This is a genomic window from Pseudomonas sp. SWRI99, from assembly GCF_014270125.1.
Lineage (GTDB): Bacteria > Pseudomonadota > Gammaproteobacteria > Pseudomonadales > Pseudomonadaceae > Aquipseudomonas > Aquipseudomonas hamedanensis.
In genome coordinates this window covers 1-18,920 of record NZ_JABWQR010000016.1, presented here as the reverse complement: position 1 = coordinate 18,920, position 18,920 = coordinate 1, and the positions used below count along the sequence as shown (strand labels likewise).

The following is an 18,920-nucleotide window of genomic DNA, read 5'->3' as shown; positions in this document are numbered from 1 at the left end:
TCGCGAATGTGAAATTCGCGCGACATGCTTACTTTTTCTTGCGTACGTACAGCACCAGGTTGTGATCAACCATCTCGAAGCCATGCTTCTCGACAATCGATTTCTGAAGTTTCTCGATTTCTTCGTCGAAGAACTCGATCACTTCACCCGATTCCACGTTGACCATATGGTCGTGGTGGCCGCCATCAGCCAATTCGAAGACCGCGTGGCCGCCGTCGAAGTTGTGGCGGACCACGAGGCCAGCCGCTTCGAACTGAGTCAGAACACGGTAAACCGTGGCCAGACCGACGTCCTCACCAGCTTCCATCAACGCCTTGTAGACGTCTTCGGCACTCATGTGGCGCTGCTCGGTGGAGTCGAGCATTTGCAGGATCTTGACCCGTGGCAGGGTCACTTTGAGGCCGGCTTTGCGTAGTTCGCTATTTTCAACCATGGTCAGCTTTCTCGCGATGCTGCTTCGCAGCTTCTCTTAATGCGGGTATGATCGGCGTTTACGTTGTCCCAGCCAAGATAGTGGAAGTCGCCCACCGATGCAAAACACCAAGCTCTTGCTAACCAGTTTCACCTTTGTGGGACTGCTCGCACTCGCCGGTTGTTCATTCCCCGGGGTTTACAAAATCGACATCCAGCAGGGCAATGTCGTCACGCAGGACATGATAGACCAGTTACGCCCGGGAATGACCCGGCCGCAAGTACGGTTTATCATGGGCAACCCTCTGCTTGCCGACACGTTCCATGCCGATCGCTGGGATTATCTGTACAGCCTGCAACCGGGTGGCGGTGAACGCCAACAGGAACGCATCAGCGTTATCTTCAATTCCAACGACCAGCTTGTCAGCCTGTCCGGTGACTTCATGCCGGGCGTCAGCCGTGACGAAGCCATTCTCGGCAAGGACAGTGGCACAACCGTGACCGCGCCTGCTGAAAACGCCGAGAAGCCAGCAGCGGAAAAACCGGCCAAGCCCGGTTCGATGCTGGATCAGATCCAGAAAGAAGTCGATGGTGTGGAAACCGTACCGGTTCCAACGCCAGAGCCGCTGGACACCTCGCCGCAGTAATTCGCGAGGCAATAAAAAACCCGGAGATTCCGGGTTTTTTATTGCCTGCCGTTCGTGCTGATCAAGTATTCCGAGATTTGGCCTCGGCCGCTTTCGCCGCGCGCAAGCGTCGCACTTCTTTAGGATCGGCCAGCAACGGTCGGTAGATTTCGATGCGATCACCCGCTTGAACCGCGCGTGAATCGGCATCGGCAACCACTTTGCCAAAAATACCCAGCGGACACTCCGCCAGATTCAGCTCAGGAAACTCTGCCGCGATTCCCGATGCCTGCGCCGCCGCGCGAACGGTCACGCCCTCAGCCACGCTGACCGCGCGTAAAACCTGCCGATCAACCGCCGCGTAGACGACTTCTATGTCGATCATCGGCTCAACCGTGCATCTGCTTGGCGCGCTGGCAGAAAGCATCCACCAACTGATTGGCGGCCTGATTGAACAGCGGGCCCAACGTAGCTCGCACCAGCGGCCCGGCGTAATCGAAGGACAAATCCAGACTGATCTTGCAGGCCTTTTCGTTCAGCGCCTTGAATACCCAGACGCCGTGCAATTGATTGAACGGACCTTCTTCAAGGTTCATTTCGATCGACTGCCCCGGCACCAGCGTATTGCGCGTGACGAAATGCTGACTGAGCCCGCCCTTCGCCACGCCGACACTGGCGCGCATATGCTCCGGCGAGCTTTCCAGCACCTCGGCCTCCGAGCACCACGGCAGAAACTCCGGATAACGCGCCACGTCGTTGACCAGGTCGTAGAGAAATTGCGCCGGGTAAGGCAGCAGCGCCGATCGTTGAATATGTGTCGTCATGTAAGCGTTACTTCCAGAGCTGAGCGGCAAAGACTACAAGAATGCCGATAGGCGCCACGTAGCGCATCAAGAACAAAGACAGGGCAAACAGCAACGGATTGCGGATCGACAATTCGTCACGTACCGCTTCGCGCCCCATCACCCACCCGGCGAACAGTACGAAGCACAGGCCGCCCAACGGCAACATGATCCGCGAGGTGAAGAAATCGATCACACCAAAGAAGTCCAGACCGCTCTGCGCACCCCATTGGTAGAGGCTGAATACCCCGCCTTCGTTCACGAAAAACTTGGCCTCCTTCCAGATATTAAAGGAGAACACCGTGCCCAGACCAACGAACCAGCAGGTGAACGCCAGCCAGAAAGTCACCCAGGTGCGGCTGATTTTCGTGCGTTCAACCAGATAAGCCACCATCGGTTCGAGCAAGGAAATCGCCGAACTCCAGGCTGCCACCGCGACGAGCACAAAGAACACCACGCCCATCAATTGGCCGAAAAATACATTACCAAAAGCAAATGGCAGGCTGACGAACATCAGACCCGGGCCTTCACTTGGGTTCAGGCCAGCGGCGAACACAATAGGAAACAGCGCCAGACCGGCCACCAGTGAAACGAAGGTATCCAGCAACGCCACGCCAACAACCGTGCCCGACAGCGAGGTGTTCTTCGGCATGTAGGCGCCATAGATCATGATCGAGCCGACCCCGACGCTCAGCGAGAAGAACGCGTGCCCCATCGCCGGCAGCAGGCCGTCGAGGACTTTTTCCGGGTGGAAGTCGAACATGAAATGCACGCCTTCCATGAAATGCCCGGTGGTCATGCTGTAACCCAGCAGCACCAGAATCATCACAAACAGCAACGGCATCATGATCCGCAGGCTGCGCTCAAGCCCGGCGACGACGCCTTTGGCGATCACATAGGCCGACAGCAGCATAAAAATCGTGTGCCAAAGTGTCAGGCGCCACGGATTGGAGATGACATTGCCGAAGTACGCGCCAACCTGATCAGCCGTCGCGCCCTGAAAATCTCCGCGACCCATATCGACGATGTAATCCAGCGACCAGCCGCCAACCACGCTATAGAAAGACAGAATCAGCAACGCCGTGATCATCCCGGCAAACGCGCCCCACGACCATTTGGCCGAGTGCCCGGCTTCCAGCGCCAGGACCTTCAGGGCATTCGCCGGACTTTGCCGCGCACGCCGGCCGATCAGGGTTTCGGCGAGCATGACAGGGACGCCGATCAGCGCGATGCACGCCAGGAACATCAGTACAAACGCACCGCCGCCGTAGACCCCGACCATGTACGGGAACTTCCAGATACTACCCAGTCCCACGGCCGAACCGGTCGCGGCGAGTATGAATACCCAGCGGCTAGCCCAACTGCCGTGGACAGAAACCTTGTCTGTCGACATCGTTTATCACGCCCAAGCGTTAGAAAAAGAGGCCGCATTGTCCGGGATTCACTCAACCTGCTCAAGCACGCAGCAACACCGTAGCCGACAGCCGAACAACTCCATATAATGCCGCCCCTATGGCTAAACAGAAGAAACACCCAACAGGGACCATCGCGCAGAACAAAAAGGCGCGACACGATTACTTCATCGAGCACAAGTTCGAGGCTGGTCTGGTCCTGGCCGGCTGGGAAGTAAAAAGTCTGCGGGCGAGCAAGCTACAGCTGGTCGACAGCTATGTGCTGCTCAAGGACGGCGAAGCATGGTTGCTCGGCAGCCACATCACGCCGTTGATGACCGCGAGTACCCACGTCATCGCCGACCCGGTGCGCACGCGCAAGCTGCTGCTCAACCGCCGCGAGCTGGAAAAGCTCGCCGCCGCCGTGCAGCAAAAGGGTTACGCCTGCGTCTGCCTGTCCTGGTACTGGAGCAAGCACATGGTCAAGTGCGAGATCGCTCTGGGCAAGGGCAAGAAGGAATACGACAAGCGTGACACCGAGCGCGAGCGCGATGCCGGTCGTGAACTGCAACGTGCGGTGCGCAACAAGGGCAAGGAAGACTGATTCCCGGCCTGTGGCGAGGGAGCTTGCTCCCGCTCGACTGCGCAGCAGGCGCATTTGGTTCTCGCGATTATCGATAAAAGCGAGAGCCGCTGCGCGCCTCAGCGGGAGCAAGCTCCCTCGCCACAATTAATCTGCCACCTCACATCCCCTTGCGCCGCTCCGCCCGAGCCATGCGCTGAACCTCCTGCCTCACCTCTTCAAGCACTTCCTGCACATACAAAATATGTCGGCTGGACACTTCACGCGCCTGCTCCGCCCGTCCTTCGATAATCGCCAGATACAATTCGCGGTGCTGGGTAATCAGCATGTCGCGGGTTTCCGTGCGCTGTTTGTACATGCCGCCAATGTTGGTCACGACGTTGCGCTTGAGCAGATCGAACAGCCCGCGAATGGTGTGCAGCAACACGGCGTTATGACTGGCCTCGGCAATCGCCAAATGAAATTTCGCATCCGCCGCGCCTTCCTCGGCCCGACTCACTTCGTCATGACGCGAATAGCAATCCTGCAGCTCTTCGAACGCGGCGGTCAGCCGCTCGCGATCAACATCGGTGGCGCGCAATGCGGCGTAATAGGCGCACGATGCCTCCAGAGTGTGCCTAAATTCCAGTAAATCCCGTTGCGCCTCGGGATTGCTTTCGAGCAATTGCAACAGCGGATCACTGAACGTCGAGCCGAGGGATTCCACCACATAGTTGCCGCCGCCCTGACGACTGACCAGCAAGCCTTTGGCCGCCAGTTTCTGGATCGCCTCACGCAACGACGGGCGTGATACGCCAAATTGTTCGGCCAGCGTGCGCTCCGCCGGAAGCCGCTCGCCCGACTTCAGCGTGCCCTCGAGGATCATCCCCTCAAGGCGCTCGACAATATCGTCAGACAAACGGCGCTGCCGAATCTGATCAAAGCCCATAACTCATTTCTCCACGATCCCGACCGCTCGCCGGGCTGTCTATTCTGGCCTATCCGCGCGCCGCCCACACCTGCCAGACGCCACTTCGCCAAACCGGATCAGTTGCCTTCTGCACCGCATCTTCGACGAAAGTTTCAGGGCGGCAAATTGACACACCGCCATCAAGGCTTTTACCCTAGCCAACAGCGATTGTAAATTGGTATTACCAATTATCCAAGAACGCTGACAGTGCCTGACCAACAACAATTAGGGGCCACCCCACTATGCAAACCTGGCAACAGCTCTACAGCCCGCTCGGCAGTCTCGGCGTCTCCGCTCTCGCGGCCGTCATCCCCATCGTGTTTTTCTTCCTCGCGCTGGCGGTGTTCCGCCTCAAAGGCCACGTGGCCGGCAGCATCACCCTCGCCCTATCGATTGCCGTGGCAATTTTCGCCTTCCAAATGCCGGTGGACATGGCGTTCGCCGCTGCCGGTTATGGCTTCGCTTACGGTCTGTGGCCAATTGCCTGGATCATTGTCGCGGCGGTGTTCCTCTACAAACTGACGGTGAAAAGCGGTCAGTTCGAGGTCATCCGCAGCTCGGTCCTGTCGATAACGGACGACCAGCGTTTGCAGGTGTTGCTGATCGGTTTCTGCTTCGGCGCATTTCTTGAAGGTGCTGCCGGTTTTGGCGCGCCGGTGGCGATTACTGCCGCACTCCTTGTAGGACTGGGCTTCAATCCGCTGTACGCCGCCGGTCTGTGCCTGATTGCCAACACTGCGCCCGTGGCCTTTGGTGCTCTGGGGATTCCGATCATCGTCGCAGGCCAGGTCACCGGCATCGACGCCTTCAAGATCGGCGCCATGACTGGCCGCCAACTGCCACTGCTGTCGTTGTTCGTGCCGTTCTGGCTGGTGTTCATGATGGACGGCCTGCGCGGCGTGCGGGAAACCTGGCCGGCCGCGCTGGTGGCAGGCTTGAGCTTCGCCATCACTCAGTACTTCACGTCCAACTTCATCGGCCCGGAACTGCCGGACATCACCTCGGCCCTGGCCAGCCTGATTTCCCTGACCCTGTTCCTGAAAGTCTGGCAACCACGACGCGCGGCCGGCCAGCACATCGTCGGCGCCGTGTCCGCCTCGGTGGTCAGCGCCAGCGTCGGCGGTTTCGGCCAGAAGCGCACGACCGTGGCTTCGCCCTACAGCCTCAGTGAAATTATCAAGGCCTGGTCGCCATTCCTGATCCTCACCGTGCTGGTGACCATCTGGACGCTGAAACCTTTCAAGGCGACGTTCGCGGCGGGCGGCTCGATGTACAGCTGGGTCTTCAATTTCGCCATTCCGCATCTTGACCAACTGGTGATCAAAACCGCGCCAATCGTAGCCAACCCGACGGCCATCCCGGCGGTATTCAAACTTGATCCGATTTCCGCGACCGGCACGGCGATTTTCTTCTCCGCACTGATTTCGATGCTGGTGTTGAAGATCAATTTCAAAACTGGTCTGACCACTTTGAAAGGGACATTCTACGAGCTGCGCTGGCCGATCCTGTCGATCGGCATGGTGCTGGCGTTCGCCTTCGTCACCAACTACTCCGGCATGTCCTCGACCATGGCTTTGGTATTGGCCGGAACCGGCGCTGCGTTCCCGTTCTTCTCGCCGTTTCTCGGCTGGCTGGGCGTGTTCCTGACCGGCTCCGATACTTCGTCCAACGCGCTGTTCAGTTCGCTGCAAGCGACCACCGCGCACCAGATCGGCGTCAACGACACCCTGCTGGTGGCGGCAAACACCAGCGGCGGCGTGACCGGCAAAATGATTTCGCCGCAATCGATCGCCGTGGCCTGCGCCGCGACCGGTCTGGTCGGCAAGGAATCGGATCTGTTCCGCTTCACCCTCAAGCACAGCCTATTCTTTGCAACGATTGTCGGTTTGATCACCTTGGCTCAGGCCTACTGGTTCACCGGCATGCTGGTGCATTAAGACTACATACAACACGGAAAAAACCGACGCCGGCCCGTGATCCGGCGTCAGCAATTCACCACCGGGTCTGTAAGGCTGCTGAAAGCAACGCGCTTTATATTCAGCAGCCGCAGCAGACGGATAACCGGGCCCACCCGGAGACACGCCTGATGAGCGAGCTTTTTTACAACGCTGTGCCGAACGCGACTCGCGTGGCACCGCCACTGCCCGAACCTCGGCAATACCCCAGCGAGAAACCGTCGCGGGTCTATCTGTTCGGCACGTGTGTGGTCGACCTGTTCTACCCCGAAGCCGGGATGGACGCGATCCGTCTGCTGGAGCGTGAAGGGATTCGGGTCGAGTATCCGCAAGGGCAGAGTTGCTGCGGGCAACCGGCCTACACCTCGGGTTACACCGAGCAGGCGCGGACGGTGGCGCGCTCGCAACTGGCGCTGTTCGCCGGGGATTATCCGGTGGTGGTGCCTTCGGGTTCCTGCGCCGGCATGCTGCGCGAACATTACGCCGACTTGTTCAAGGACGAGCCGCAAACGTTGAAACAGGTGCAGGCTCTCGCAGCGCGCACTTATGAACTGGCCGAATTTCTGCTGTTCGTCTGCAAGGTGCAGCTCAAGGACAGCGGCGAACCGGTGAAAGTCGCGCTGCACACCTCGTGTTCGGCGCGCCGCGAAATGAACACCCACCTGCACGGCCGCGAGTTGTTGGCGCAGTTAAGCAACGTCGAGCGGGTCAACCACGATCACGAAAGCGAATGCTGTGGCTTCGGTGGGACATTCAGCGTCCGTATGCCAGACATTTCCGGCGCGATGGTGGCTGACAAGACCCGAGCGTTGAAGGAGTCCGGCGCGCACAAGGTACTAAGCGCCGACTGCGGCTGTTTGATGAACATCAACGGCGCACTGGAGAAACAGCAGGAAGCGTTGCGCGGCCAACACCTGGCGAGCTTCCTCTGGCAGCGAACCGGAGGTGCGCAATGAGCACCTCAGCGATAATTCCTACGGTCGCCGTAGAAGAAGATTTTCGCACCCGGGCACACAATGCCCTGGGCGATGCGCAGTTGCGGAACAACTTCCGCACTGCCATGGATTCACTGATGACCAAGCGGGCAGCGGCTTTCAGCGATGCCCACGAAAGAGAACACTTGCGCGCACTGGGCAATTCGATCAAGGCCCGCGCGCTGTCCAGGTTGCCCGATCTGCTTGAGCAACTGGAACAGAACCTGACCCGCAACGGTGTGACAGTGCACTGGGCGGAAACGGTGGACGAGGCCAATGGCATCGTCTTATCGATCATCCGCGCTCACGAGGCGCGGCAAGTGATCAAGGGCAAATCGATGGTCAGCGAAGAGATGGAGATGAACCATTTCCTCGAGGCTCGGGACATTGAATGTCTGGAGTCCGACATGGGGGAGTACATCGTCCAGCTCGACCACGAGAAGCCTTCACACATCATTATGCCGGCGATCCACAAGAATGCCGGTCAGGTCGCGTCCTTGTTCCACGACAAACTTGGCGTGGAATACACCAAGGACGTTGACCAACTCATTCAGATCGGTCGCAGGGTCCTGCGGCAGAAATTCTTCGAAGCGGACATCGGCGTCTCCGGCGTCAACTTCGCCGTGGCCGAAACCGGCACCCTGCTGTTGGTGGAAAACGAAGGCAACGGGCGCATGACCACCACCGTGCCCCCCGTGCACATCGCCGTCACCGGCATCGAAAAAGTCGTGGAAAACCTGCGCGACGTGGTGCCGCTGCTGTCATTGCTGACGCGCTCGGCACTGGGCATTCCGATCACCACCTACGTCAACATGATCTCCGGCCCGCGCAAGGAGCATGAACTCGACGGCCCGCGAGAAGTGCATCTGGTGCTGCTCGACAACGGTCGCAGCCAGGCCTTCGCCGACAGCGAATTGCGCCAGACCCTCAACTGCATCCGCTGCGGCGCCTGCATGAATCATTGCCCGGTGTACACCCGCGTCGGTGGCCATACCTATGGCGAGGTTTATCCGGGCCCGATTGGCAAAATCATCACCCCGCACATGGTCGGCCTCGCGAAAGTGCCGGATCACCCGAGCGCGTCTTCGCTATGCGGTGCATGCGGTGAGGTCTGCCCGGTAAAAATTCCGATCCCGGCCATCCTGCGGCGTCTGCGCGAAGAAAACGTCAAAGCCCCGGACTCGCCTCACCAGGTCATGCGCGGTCAAGGCAGCAAGTATTCGCGCAAGGAACGTTTTATCTGGAACGCCTGGGCCAAGCTCAATAGCTCGCCGGCGCTGTACCGACTATTCATTTTTTTCGCCACTCGCCTGCGCGCACTGACGCCGAAAAACGTCGGTCCCTGGACGCAGAACCACAGCGCACCAAAACCCGCCGCGCGTTCATTGCATGACATGGCCCGCGAGCATCAGGCCAAACAGGGAGATCGCTGATGAGCGCCAAGCAAAATATCCTCGGCAAACTGCGGAAAAGTCTGACGGGCACCACACCGATCGCTGATGACTTCGATGTCGATCTGGTGACGCAGCCTTATACCTACAGCCCCGAACAACGCATCCCGCAACTGCGCAAACTGATGGAAGCGGTGCACACCGAAATCCACCTGACCTCAGGTGCCGAGTGGCCAGCGCTGCTTGCGCAACTGCTGCGTGACCGCCAATTGCCGAGCCTGCTGATCGCACCGACCACGCCGCATGGGCAACGCATCACACAGCACTGGGCGAATAATCCTGATCTACCGGCGCTGAAATCCTACGACCGGCCGATGGAAGAGTGGAAAGCCGAGCTGTTCAACGACACCCCGGCCAGCCTCACCGGCACCCTCGGCGCCATCGCCGCCACCGGCAGCCTGATCATCTGGCCCACCCGCGAAGAGCCGCGCTTGATGAGCCTGGTGCCACCCATCCATTTCGCCCTGCTCAAGGCCAGCGAGATCCGCGACAACTTCTATCAGGTGCAACAGGAATTCGAATGGGCGCAAGGCATGCCGACCAACGCGCTGCTGGTCTCCGGCCCGTCGAAAACCGCCGATATTGAGCAGGTCCTCGCGTACGGCGCGCATGGCCCGAAAGACCTTGTGGTGCTGATTCTGGAGGATCAATGAGTCTTCCTGCTGCTTTCCTGCGTGACGCCGAGCAACTGATTCCGGCGGACCGCCGCTTCGACGATCCGCTGTCGACCCTGGCCTTTGGCACCGATGCGAGTTTCTATCGGCTGATCCCGAAACTGGTGATCCGCGTCGAATCCGAAGACGAAGTGGTGGCGCTGCTGAAACTGGCCCAGCGCGACAACGTGCCGGTGACCTTCCGCGCCGCCGGCACCAGCCTGTCCGGACAGGCGATCAGCGATTCCGTGTTGATTGTGCTTGGGGATAACTGGAACGCGCGGGAGATTCGTGGCCAAGGCACGCAGATCCGTCTGCAACCGGGCGTTATCGGCGCGCAGGCCAACGCCTGGCTGGCGCCGTTCGGACGCAAGATCGGCCCCGATCCGGCATCGATCAATGCCTGCAAAATCGGCGGCATCGTCGCCAACAACGCCAGTGGCATGTGCTGCGGCACCGCACAGAATACCTATCACACGCTGGCCGGCATTCGTCTGGTGCTGGCTGACGGTACGCGTCTGGATACCGAAGACGCTTCCAGCGTTGCGGCGTTTCGTTCGAGCCACGGCGATCTGCTCGAACGCTTGGCGACATTGGGCCGCGAGACCCGCGCCAATTCCGAACTGGCCGCGCGAATCCGCTACAAATACCGTCTGAAAAATACCACTGGCCTGTCGCTCAATGCCCTGGTGGATTTCGACGAGCCTGTGGATATCTTGAGCCACCTGCTGGTCGGCTCCGAAGGCACGCTCGGCTTTATCAGCGCGGTGACCTACGACACCGTGATCGACCACCCGAACAAGGCCTCGGCGCTGATCGTGTTTCCGGATGTCGAAACGTGCTGCAACGCGGTTACCGTGCTGAAAAGCCAACCAGTGTCAGCGGTCGAGTTGCTGGACCGACGCAGTCTGCGCTCGGTGCAGGACAAAAAAGGCATGCCCGCTTTCGTACAACTGCTGTCGGAAAATGCCTGCGCGCTGCTGATTGAATCCCGCGCGGCCTCGTCTACTTTGCTGCAGGAACAACTGGCGCAAATCATGGCGTCTCTGCGCAACTTCCCCGTAGAAAAACAAGTCGATTTCACCGAAGATCCCGTGGAAAACGCCCGTCTCTGGGCCATCCGCAAGGACACCTTCCCCGCCGTCGGTGCGGTGCGCAAAACCGGCACCACAGTCATCATCGAAGACGTGACCTTCCCGGTCGAGCAACTGGCCATCGGCGTCAACCGCCTGATCGAGCTGTTCGACAAACATGCCTACGACGAAGCGATCCTTTTCGGACACGCACTGGAAGGCAATCTGCACTTCGTCTTCACCCAAGGCTTCAACAACCCGGAAGAAGTCGCACGCTATCAAGCGTTCATGGACGACGTCGCACAACTCGTCGCAGTTGAATTCGGCGGCTCGCTGAAGGCCGAACACGGCACCGGACGCAACATGGCGCCGTTCGTCGAACTGGAATGGGGCAGCGATGCCTATCAACTGATGTGGCAGCTCAAACGCCTGCTCGACCCGAATGGCATTCTCAACCCGGACGTGGTGCTGAGCGAAGATCCGCAGATCCACCTCAAACACCTGAAACCGCTGCCGGCGGCCGACGAGATTGTGGATAAGTGCATCGAGTGCGGTTTCTGCGAGCCGGTCTGCCCGTCGAAGGGCCTGACCCTGAGCCCGCGCCAGCGCATCGTGATCTGGCGCGATATCCAGGCGAAAAAACGCGCAGGCATCGATACCACCGAACTGGAAAAAGCCTACGACTACCAAGGCATCGACACCTGCGCCGCGACCGGTCTGTGTGCGCAACGCTGCCCTGTAGGCATCAACACCGGCGAACTGGTGAAAAAGCTGCGTGGCCGACACGCCACGCATCAGAAAACCGCTGACTGGATCGAAGGAAATTTCGCCAAGACCCTGCAAGGCGCGCGCTTCACTCTGCACGTCGCCAACGGCGCGCGAATGTTGCTCGGCGCACCGCGTCTGGCGAAGCTGTCGGCAACCCTGACGCGCGTGTCCAAAGGCCAGGTGCCGCTGTGGACCAACGCCATGCCGCAACCGGAAAAAGCCATTCGCTTCAGCCCTAGCGTGGCAGACGAGCGTCCGCGAGTGGTTTATCTGGCCGCTTGCGTGTCGCGCGTCATGGGCCCGTCGGCTCGCGACAAAGAGCAAATGTCGCTGTACGACAAAACCCGTGGCCTGCTGGAAAAGGCCGGCTACCAAGTAGTCTTTCCCGACAATCAAGACAACCTCTGCTGCGGTCAGCCCTTCGCCTCGAAAGGCTACGCCGAACAAGCCGAGCACAAGCGCCAGGAACTGATCAGCGCCCTGCTCCACGCCAGTCGCGGCGGCCTCGATCCGATCTATTGCGACACCAGCCCGTGTACGTTGCGGCTGGTTCAGGACATCGGCGAAACGCGACTGGATCTGTACGATCCGGTGCGCTTCATTCGTACGCATCTGATGGATCGCCTCGATTTCACACCGCAGGACGCGCCGATTGCCGTGCACGTAACGTGCAGCACGCAGCATCTTGGCGAAAGCCAGGCGCTGATCGATCTGGCGCGCAAATGCAGCAAAACCGTGGTGATTCCCGAGGGCATTCACTGCTGCGGATTTGCCGGCGACAAGGGCTTCACCACACCGGAACTCAACGGTCATTCGTTGCGTACACTCAAGGACGCGGTGCAGCATTGCAGCGAAGGCATTTCCACCAGCCGCACGTGCGAAATCGGCCTGACGCAACACGGCGGGATTGACTATCACGGGCTGGTTTATCTGGTGGATCGGGTGACACAGGCGAGAACCGCCTGAAGAAAAAATAGAACCCTTGAGCGAGGCGGTAGTCCACAGAGTAAGCCCCGACCAATCGGGGCTTTTCCTCCATTCGGTGGCTCGCCCTGCGGTCAGCGAAGCCTGGATCCCTCAGTTCAAGGAGATACATATGAAGCGTTCTGTACTGTTAGGTCTGTTCGTTACTGCCTCGATGATGGCCTCCACTTCGTTCGCCGCTGACAAGCCTGCTGACTTGTGTGATGCCAATATTCAGACGATCAACAATTCCAAGGCGCAGTTGGCGTCTAAACCAGAGCTGGTTCAGCGCGCTGAAACCAGCGTGGCCAGAGCCCAGTCGCTCAAAGCCGAAGGCAAAATCGACGACTGCGTTGCGGAAACCTCGCAACTCATCGTGGAAATGCGCAAAGCCACCGGTACCAACAATTGATCAACGCGAGGCCAACCTTCGGGTTGGCCTCGCGGGCTGATTGGCGTACACTGTGCAGGCTTGTTGCTCAAACAGCTGTACTGAGCAATGAGTTCGGGGCCGTTTAGGATTCGACGCCGGTTGCGAAACTTTAGGTGCATGCCGAGTTGGTAACAGAACTCGTAAATCCACTGTTGCAACTTCTTATAGTTGCCAATGACGAAACCTACGGGGAATACGCTCTCGCTGCGTAAGCAGCCTTAGCCTTCCCTTCTGGTACCTTCGGGTCCAGCAATCATCAGGGGATGTCTGTAAACCCAAAATGATTGTCATATAGAACAGAATCGCCGTGCAGTACGTTGTGGACGAAGCGGCTAAAACTTACACAACTCGCCCAAAGCACCCTGCCCGTCGGGTCGCTGAGGGTTAACTTAATAGACACGGCTACGCATGTAGTACCGACAGCGGAGTACTGGCGGACGGGGGTTCAAATCCCCCCGGCTCCACCAATTCGATGAAGAAGACGCCTTAGGGCGTCTTTTTTTTGGCTGGGATTCGGTGCAATCAAGGATTTCAGTGCCGGTAGCCAATCCGCCCACCAGCCCCAGACGGTCAAGCAAACAACAGTCGATAAGTATTCAGCGGTGACAATAGCGACCAAGCCCGAGCCAAGGAAAAATGTCTCGATGAGGTGGGGTTCTAGCTAGCGCGAGAGCTCAATACCTCGAATGACCGTGTTAGCCTTAACCCAAGCTTGCCGCAACAGCCTGATGGGTAGTCTCACCATGATTAACGAACACCTGCCTGCACACGACCTCGATTTTTTCAGAGATGATGAGAATCAAAAGGCTCTCACGCAACCGGCAGGTTGAGGCTGTCTATTCAGCTAGCCCACAAGCGCTAGACTTAGCTTCTGAGAGTGCAAAAGCGATCCTTCGTGGACAGACTGGTCCAATCGCTCGCCCAAAACGTTTTACTGACATGAGCGATTGTTGAACCGTCGGGAAGCCTTCGCTATCAATTAGGATAGGAGCTGTCGCCGACCACGTTGAGCAAGGTCGTAGCCTGACCCTGTAAGCGACGTTGCAAGTCATTCGCCCGCGAAGTAATCACTGTCGAGTTGCTTCACTTCGTAAACTTGCTTGATGCTCACGCCAAGGTTGTTCTCTACCATCAGGCGCGCCAGTTCAACACCGTCGATCAACACCACTTTGATATCCAGCCCGAGCGCTGCCGTGCGAGCTCCCTCGGAAAAGTTGGAGGTCGTGATGAACACGCCCTTGCGCGCACGCTGTCGAGTGAGTGCGCCTATAAACTTATCGATTTCGGGGCGATGAACAGTGTTGGCCCAGCGCTTGGCCTGCAGATAGATCACATCAAGACCTAGCTTGTCTTCTTTAATGGTGCCGTCAATGCCGTCATCATTGGTCGCCTGGGTCGCCTTACCAGCCTCTTTGCGCGAGCCGCCATATCCCATGGATATCATTAGATCGACGACCAACTGTTCAAAAAAGCTAGGACTGGCTTGCCTAACTTGCATCAGCAACTCATCTGCCAAAGACTGCATCAGAGCCTGATGCGCCTCTGCTAGTTGCTCGTCTGGTGTGATTTCGGTAATACCAACGTTTAGCAAGGCGGGAGCGTCATCTGCTTGTGCTTTAGCCGTATGGAATTCTGCAAATTCAGGATACTGTTTCAGCCAGCTAACCGTGATTCGCTGCGGACCATTGGCCAAGGCGTCAAGACCACGCGGGGTAATTTGCACCATGCCCTTGGTCGGAATGCACAGCAGCCCAGCCTTATTCAGATATGTACGAGCCCAACCCACTCGATTGTTGATCACTGTCTGATAACCGGAAGGCAGGCGCTCCTTGCGTTCGTCCTCGGTCAGCTGAAACTGATCGGCTACCCGCTCGCGCAACTCATTTAGCGGCAGCGCCGCACCGTTCTGAACGGTGCTCAACACAGGGCGCATCACACTTTGAAAATCCGGAATAGCCACTGTTGCTCCTTAATTTACCGCCTGCTTCAGGCACCGCCCGTACGAATATCATCGAGGGTAGCTACCGTTTTGAGCATCTTCAAAATCACTAGCGCAAACGTTCGGCTCTTCAGAAAAAGATGACAAGAAAAAGGTGACAGCTTTATTTCTTCAAAATAGATCTGTCCACTTTTCCGTCTGTTCCGCGCGGAAACGCCTTATTTCAGAATCCGCTATGACTCCTCAGCCCTTCGCGTCCAGCCTGAGTTATCACGTACCCATCCGTACCGTTTGACTCAAGAAAGCCACGTTTTACCTGTGAATCGATTGTCCTGAAGGAGTAGGTTTCTAATTCGTGAGGCCCGCGCTGAAACTTACTTTCGGCATACAGAACGTAGCCAAGGCCAGCTGAGTTCAATGCAACGCTTTGGAGGTCTGTCAATTTGACCTTGGAGGTTGGTGTCGACGATGTCATATATCGATCTACCTGATCCTGTTGCGACAGCTGCTCCAGTTCACCCTCTTCCCAATCACTGGTCTCGACGTCGCCAGCCTTTCTCCTAGCTCGCAGCACGACGAAAGCAATCACTGCCAGCACTAACGCGGCCTTTAGATACGTATCCATGTGTTTCTCCCGACCTAAAACCCCGTAGTAGCTAACAGCCACCCACTGCCGTCAAGTAGACCTTTTTACGCGTCCTTTGCCAGTGGAAATTCTCTAACCGCCCTGATAGCGTCGAGTAGCGATTTCAAAAAAAAGGAGGCTTCATGGCTGTTGTACTGGATGGTTTACGCCCGCTCTACAAATCAATGCGTACTCAGGGGCTCGAACGGCAAAGGTTTCCCTATTCGCACGGTGTCGCAAATTTCGACGTGTTTTTCTTCATCGACTCACAGCCCTTTGAACTGCTTTTTGGCGCGCACGGCCACAACTTGGCTTTTAGCTTTAAGGTTCATGATGGCTTCGTTGTTCATGACTCTAGCTTGTCCAAGGAGGATTACAGGGAGCTGTGTAGAATCTTGAATCTCACGTACGACCCCGCGAATAAATTCTCACCCGCAAGTTTTTTGTCGAGCTTCAACAAGAAAATCCCTGCCACAGCAAAACCAGATCACGTACCTCAAGCTCACGAAACCGTTCGATTCCGAAGGGACGTCGCAGAGGCAGATAAGAAATATTTCTGCGGTTGGAGAAACAACAATATCCAGAAAGACAGAGTTACTCCTGAGAATCTGGCAAAGACCCTGGAGCTGCTAGGAAAATCGACTTACGAGATGTGCAAGCGCCGAAATATAAGTACTCGATGGACTGACATCGCGGCCGACCGAAGAGACTTTTTTCTTCCAGATTGATAAACAAAAATCCCGACACAATGGCCGGGTTTTCTCTGTTGTGTCGCGCTTGAAAAGCTAAACACGGTGCCACGAAAACAGGTGTTTATCCGCGCGGAGCTTTTCCAGCAGCAGCCGATTGGCGGGTTGGACTTATACGCGCAAGGCAGCGCCGCCAAAAGAAGAGCGCGCTCACCGGCCAGGCACGCAACATGATGCAGTTTGCCCTATGGACTGGCCTGCGCCCCAGCGAGCTCGTTGCGCTGGACTGGGGCGATATTGATTGGCTGCGGGAAGAAGGTCATGGTGAGCCGCGCAATGACCCAGGCTGGAAAAGGAGAGGCCGAGACGACGAAGACCGCGGCGGGTAGGCGTAGCGTGAAACTGCTTCGTCCTGCGATGGAAGCGTTGAAGGCGCAGAAAGCGCACACGTTCCTCGCGGACGCTGAGGTGTTTCAGAATCCGCGTACGCTTGAACGATGGGCGGGTGACGGCCCGATCCGCAAGACAATGTGGGTGCCAGCGATGAAGAAAGCTGGCGTTCGGTACCGCCGGCCGTACCAGACTCGCCACACCTACGCCTCGATGATGCTGTCGGCTGGTGAACATCCGATGTGGGTCGCCAAACAAATGGGACATACCGATTGGACTATGATTGCTCGAGGCTATGGCAGATGGATGCCTCACGCGGAAACCGACTCAGGAGCTAAAACTGAGGCTATTTCTTTGCACCGGCGGCTGGCGTCGCTTTGTCCGCTAAGAAATAGCAAAAAGCCACCAATCAGTGATAATTTGGTGCTCTCCTCACGAAGCAAAACCACAAGGCCGTGACAGGAGTCAAAAATAATCACGAAGGACAAGACGATGCTGAAAAGTGGTTACATTAGTTTTTTCAACGTTGATAAATGCGGTCTCTATCGAATGTTTAGCGACGAGCCAAAATCTCTTCGTCTAGCTGAAACCTTTTCCAAGCTTTCTGCTTGGAAGCAAGGAAGGAACTTCGAAGCAACCAATCCGTGGGATGCGAGAAAATATCGCAACAAAACGCCATGCTTTTGGCATGAAGTGCACTCTAACGAAGTAAATGGCGATTATTTACTGGTATTGTGGAAAGGCGATAGTGACCGCCACGGACCTCTATATGGAATCACGATCAATCCGGATGGAACAACAGAAAAAGCAATCAAACAAACTGAAACCAATAGCAACAAACCTATGGTCTGGGGCCGTCCTTGCTACTACTGGGTTACCCCAGAACTAAACATGATCGCTTCGATTAAGTTCGAAAACTCTAGAACCGACTCTAAAATGTTCCAAGAGTGGGTTACGGGGTGCATCAATCTCCGCGTAGACCTACCTGAAGCCAAGAAAATTACGACAGAGAAGGAATTCGTCAAAATAGAGTTCCCCACGGACAAGGATGACAATTATCGATACTCCTTCCAGTTCGACCTATCGATGAAGTCACTGGCGACTTCATCCGTCGAAATGAAAGAATTGGCCAAGAAGGTTACCCACATAATAAAGAGGGAAACCGTCTCAATTAAGGCCGTCGATAAACGGCGCGGATTCGCAAAGGTCTTCCAGCGATTTGAAGTCCCCTACACTTCTGCGGAGAATAATTCCAGTCGACAGGTCGAGCTGCGAATCGAATCCAAACCGACGCCAGCTGAAATCCAGAGTATTATTGAAGCCTATGCAGAGGATCATGAGCCGGGATCGTGGGAAAGAACCGGGTTCGCGGTAGAAGGCACCAATAGTATCGTCTGGGCTAGTAAATATAGACTTACACAAAACATGTCACTGGACGATGGCGGCAGCGATATTTTTGGAGCAGAAGACCTGTATAATTACATCCTAGCGAATCGCGATGTTTATCTGGAACCAATCCGCAAGGATGAAAGGCAGCAACAGGAGGCAGCGAATGCTTAAAATATTTGTCATGGCTATGTTCTCCTTAGCCATCGGCATACTAAGCTATAGCTTCAAGCTAGATATATCCTATACCGACTATAAAGATTACTGCACAATCCTGCTTGCAGTATCTGGAATGGTGTTTACAATCATGGGAATCTGGATTGCATTTGTGTACCCAAATGCGATAAAGAGACTTCAAGACCCAGATAAAATAAAGATAGCGGACTTTACTAAAACTCTGGAAGACACTCGCAGACTGGAAAGCATTGTTGGTAGCGTTTTAGAGTCGGCCACAGTAGCGACAGGCATAACATTAGTTTTTTTCGCAAAACTCATGATCACCGGCACAACCATATACAAAGGAAACCTTTTAATTTTTGAATCATCAGGAATAGCATTTATTGTTTTTCTTACATTGGTTCAGAGCTCGGCAATTTTTGGCGTGATATGGTCAAATTACCTATTCATCGCGGACTTGCACTCTAGGAGGGAGACGCAGGAGCGTCACAATGATTTCTGAATGACAGCTTTATGCCAGCTTTGTGACCAGAAGCCTTGAAACACAAGGACTAGACAGGGGGTTGGGGGGGGGGGGGGGGGGGGGGGGGGGGGGGGGGGGGGGGGGGGGGGGGGGGGGGGGGGGGGGGGGGGGGGGGGGGG

General features: G+C 56.7%; 19 protein-coding genes and 1 other RNA gene. 13 read left to right on the top strand and 7 right to left on the bottom strand.

Annotation, left to right across the window (positions count from 1 at the left end; all coding sequences use genetic code 11):
• Nucleotides 1-28 precede the first annotated feature (28 nt).
• Nucleotides 29-433 carry a ferric iron uptake transcriptional regulator gene (gene fur, locus HU743_RS14635; protein WP_016771770.1) on the bottom strand — a complete coding sequence of 135 codons (405 nt, stop codon included), beginning with the start codon at nucleotides 431-433 and terminating at the stop codon, nucleotides 29-31.
• 97 nt (nucleotides 434-530) lie between these two features.
• Here fur and HU743_RS14630 point away from each other — a divergent pair, with 97 nt between their 5' ends.
• Nucleotides 531-1,058 carry an outer membrane protein assembly factor BamE gene (locus HU743_RS14630; protein WP_186547353.1) on the top strand — a complete coding sequence of 176 codons (528 nt, stop codon included), beginning with the start codon at nucleotides 531-533 and terminating at the stop codon, nucleotides 1,056-1,058.
• A gap of 61 nt (nucleotides 1,059-1,119) precedes the next feature.
• Here HU743_RS14630 and HU743_RS14625 read toward each other — a convergent pair whose 3' ends face one another.
• From HU743_RS14625 to HU743_RS14615, 3 genes are read right to left on the bottom strand one after another with little or no spacing between them, the layout of a single operon-like run.
• Nucleotides 1,120-1,422 carry an RnfH family protein gene (locus HU743_RS14625; RefSeq protein WP_186649403.1) on the bottom strand — a complete coding sequence of 101 codons (303 nt, stop codon included), beginning with the start codon at nucleotides 1,420-1,422 and terminating at the stop codon, nucleotides 1,120-1,122.
• Between the two features lie 4 nt (nucleotides 1,423-1,426).
• Nucleotides 1,427-1,861: a type II toxin-antitoxin system RatA family toxin gene (locus HU743_RS14620; protein ID WP_186547355.1), complete on the bottom strand. Its 435-nt coding sequence runs from the start codon at nucleotides 1,859-1,861 to the stop codon at nucleotides 1,427-1,429.
• A 7-nt stretch (nucleotides 1,862-1,868) separates the two neighbouring features.
• On the bottom strand, nucleotides 1,869-3,272 hold the full coding sequence (locus tag HU743_RS14615) for a sodium-dependent transporter (RefSeq protein ID WP_186547356.1): 1,404 nt from the start codon (nucleotides 3,270-3,272) through the stop codon (nucleotides 1,869-1,871).
• Between the two features lie 119 nt (nucleotides 3,273-3,391).
• Here HU743_RS14615 and smpB point away from each other — a divergent pair, with 119 nt between their 5' ends.
• Nucleotides 3,392-3,874 carry an SsrA-binding protein SmpB gene (gene smpB / locus HU743_RS14610; protein ID WP_007915208.1) on the top strand — a complete coding sequence of 161 codons (483 nt, stop codon included), beginning with the start codon at nucleotides 3,392-3,394 and terminating at the stop codon, nucleotides 3,872-3,874.
• 139 nt (nucleotides 3,875-4,013) lie between these two features.
• Here the strand turns inward: smpB and HU743_RS14605 are convergent, their stop codons facing one another.
• Nucleotides 4,014-4,781: an FCD domain-containing protein gene (locus HU743_RS14605; protein WP_007915207.1), complete on the bottom strand. Its 768-nt coding sequence runs from the start codon at nucleotides 4,779-4,781 to the stop codon at nucleotides 4,014-4,016.
• Nucleotides 4,782-5,044: 263 nt separating this feature from the next.
• Between HU743_RS14605 and HU743_RS14600 the strand changes: the two genes are divergently transcribed.
• The 7 genes from HU743_RS14600 (at nucleotide 5,045) to ssrA (ending at nucleotide 13,539) form a co-directional block, all read left to right on the top strand.
• Nucleotides 5,045-6,739 carry a lactate permease LctP family transporter gene (locus HU743_RS14600; protein ID WP_186649400.1) on the top strand — a complete coding sequence of 565 codons (1,695 nt, stop codon included), beginning with the start codon at nucleotides 5,045-5,047 and terminating at the stop codon, nucleotides 6,737-6,739.
• A gap of 149 nt (nucleotides 6,740-6,888) precedes the next feature.
• The gene (locus HU743_RS14595) at nucleotides 6,889-7,713 is read left to right on the top strand and encodes a (Fe-S)-binding protein (protein WP_186630997.1); all 825 of its coding nucleotides are present in this window, start codon (nucleotides 6,889-6,891) and stop codon (nucleotides 7,711-7,713) included.
• Nucleotides 7,710-9,164 carry a LutB/LldF family L-lactate oxidation iron-sulfur protein gene (locus HU743_RS14590; protein WP_186649396.1) on the top strand — a complete coding sequence of 485 codons (1,455 nt, stop codon included), beginning with the start codon at nucleotides 7,710-7,712 and terminating at the stop codon, nucleotides 9,162-9,164. The genes HU743_RS14595 and HU743_RS14590 overlap by 4 nt, the downstream gene beginning before the upstream one ends.
• Nucleotides 9,164-9,835: a lactate utilization protein gene (locus HU743_RS14585; protein WP_186630999.1), complete on the top strand. Its 672-nt coding sequence runs from the start codon at nucleotides 9,164-9,166 to the stop codon at nucleotides 9,833-9,835. The genes HU743_RS14590 and HU743_RS14585 overlap by 1 nt, the downstream gene beginning before the upstream one ends.
• Nucleotides 9,832-12,642 (top strand): FAD-binding and (Fe-S)-binding domain-containing protein, encoded by a 2,811-nt coding sequence (locus HU743_RS14580; protein WP_186649393.1) that lies wholly within the window; start codon nucleotides 9,832-9,834, stop codon nucleotides 12,640-12,642. Before HU743_RS14585 ends, HU743_RS14580 begins: the two co-directional genes overlap by 4 nt.
• 130 nt (nucleotides 12,643-12,772) lie before the next feature.
• Nucleotides 12,773-13,051 carry a hypothetical protein gene (locus HU743_RS14575; protein ID WP_093104826.1) on the top strand — a complete coding sequence of 93 codons (279 nt, stop codon included), beginning with the start codon at nucleotides 12,773-12,775 and terminating at the stop codon, nucleotides 13,049-13,051.
• Between the two features lie 95 nt (nucleotides 13,052-13,146).
• Nucleotides 13,147-13,539: a transfer-messenger RNA gene (ssrA, locus tag HU743_RS14570) on the top strand.
• 581 nt (nucleotides 13,540-14,120) lie between these two features.
• On the opposite strand, the gene HU743_RS14565 is transcribed toward ssrA, so the two are convergent.
• Nucleotides 14,121-15,032 (bottom strand): restriction endonuclease, encoded by a 912-nt coding sequence (locus tag HU743_RS14565; protein WP_186649391.1) that lies wholly within the window; start codon nucleotides 15,030-15,032, stop codon nucleotides 14,121-14,123.
• A 202-nt stretch (nucleotides 15,033-15,234) separates the two neighbouring features.
• Nucleotides 15,235-15,636: a hypothetical protein gene (locus HU743_RS14560; RefSeq protein WP_186649389.1), complete on the bottom strand. Its 402-nt coding sequence runs from the start codon at nucleotides 15,634-15,636 to the stop codon at nucleotides 15,235-15,237.
• A 143-nt stretch (nucleotides 15,637-15,779) separates the two neighbouring features.
• Between HU743_RS14560 and HU743_RS14555 the strand changes: the two genes are divergently transcribed.
• The 4 genes from HU743_RS14555 (at nucleotide 15,780) to HU743_RS14540 (ending at nucleotide 18,780) form a co-directional block, all read left to right on the top strand.
• Nucleotides 15,780-16,364 carry a DUF6037 family protein gene (locus HU743_RS14555; protein WP_186649387.1) on the top strand — a complete coding sequence of 195 codons (585 nt, stop codon included), beginning with the start codon at nucleotides 15,780-15,782 and terminating at the stop codon, nucleotides 16,362-16,364.
• 282 nt (nucleotides 16,365-16,646) lie between these two features.
• Entirely contained in the window at nucleotides 16,647-17,174 is a 528-nt protein-coding gene (locus HU743_RS14550) for a site-specific integrase (protein ID WP_273508546.1), read from the top strand.
• A gap of 33 nt (nucleotides 17,175-17,207) precedes the next feature.
• Nucleotides 17,208-18,275 (top strand): hypothetical protein, encoded by a 1,068-nt coding sequence (locus HU743_RS14545; protein ID WP_186649385.1) that lies wholly within the window; start codon nucleotides 17,208-17,210, stop codon nucleotides 18,273-18,275.
• Nucleotides 18,268-18,780 (top strand): hypothetical protein, encoded by a 513-nt coding sequence (locus HU743_RS14540; RefSeq protein WP_186649383.1) that lies wholly within the window; start codon nucleotides 18,268-18,270, stop codon nucleotides 18,778-18,780. Before HU743_RS14545 ends, HU743_RS14540 begins: the two co-directional genes overlap by 8 nt.
• Nucleotides 18,781-18,920: the final 140 nt, after the last annotated feature.